General features: G+C 75.8%; 1 protein-coding gene. It reads right to left on the minus strand.

Features of this window, described 5'->3' with window-relative positions; translation table 11 throughout:
* The coding region (locus HUX53_RS34575) for a BTAD domain-containing putative transcriptional regulator (RefSeq protein ID WP_176407485.1) at positions 1-1,146 on the minus strand (1,146 nt) is incomplete at both ends.

Here is a 1,146-nt window from a genome sequence, read left to right on the forward strand (position 1 = left end):
TTGGGGTGCGGTCCGCGTGTAGTTCTCTTATCTCCTGCGTGGGCAGCGTGAGATGTGTATAGGAGACGGCGGTCTGCCGGGCGGCGGCCAGCTCGATGGCGAGCGGGATGCCGTCGAGCGCCCGGCAGGTCGCGACGGCGTCGGCGGCGGTGCCGGCGTCCACGGCGAGGCCGGGCCGGACGGCGGTGGCCCGGTCGGCGAACAGCCGCACCGACGCGTAGCCGAGGGCGTCGGCCGGGTCGGTGACGTCCTCGTCCGGCAGCGGCAGGGACGGGACGGGGCACAGCGACTCGCCGGTGATGCCGAGCGGTTCGCGGCTCGTCGCGAGGATCCGGATGCCGGGCGCCTGCGCGAGGACGTGGTCGACGAGCCGCGCGACGGCGTCGATGACGTGCTCGCAGTTGTCGAGGACGACGACCATCCGCTTCGCGGCGAGGAAGTCGGTCAGCCGCTCCAGCGGCCGCGGGACCACGCGCGTCTCGCCCGGCCGGACGGTCTCGGGGACGCCGAGCGCCGACAGCACGGCCTGCACGACGTCGCCCGGGTCGCTGACCGGCGCGAGCGGGACGAACCAGGCGCCGTCCGGCATCTCCTCGACGAGCGCGGCGGCGCTCTCCCCCGCCAGCCGCGTCTTGCCGGCGCCGCCGGGGCCGGTGAGGGTGACGAGCCGGGTCTCGCGCAGCAGCTTGCCGACCCGCCGCGACTCCTCCTCGCGTCCGACGAAGCTGGTGAGCTGCGCGGGCAGGTTGGTGCGCGGCGAGGACGGAACCGGGGGCGCCGGGGCGGGGGCCGAATTCTCCCGGCGCAGGATCGACAGATGGACGGCGGCCAGCTCCGGGGAGGGATCGACGCCGAGCCGGTCGGCGAGCGCACGGCGCGTCTCCTCGTACACCTCCAGCGCCTCGGCCTGCCGTCCCGCCGCGTACAGGGCGCGCATGAGCTGCCCGCGCAGCCGTTCGCGGAGCGGGTTCGCGGCGGCGAGCGGCTCCAGCTCGGCGACCGGCGGGACGGGCCGCCCGAGGGCGAGCTCCGCCTCGACGCGGTCCTCGACGGCGGCGAGGCGCAGCTCCTCCAGCCGGGTGACGATCCCGTACGCGAAGTCGGCGTCGGCGACGTCGCGTACGGGATCGTCACCCGGCTGGAGGA

The sequence above is a fragment of the Actinomadura sp. BRA 177 genome (genome assembly GCF_013372625.1).
GTDB lineage: Bacteria > Actinomycetota > Actinomycetes > Streptosporangiales > Streptosporangiaceae > Spirillospora.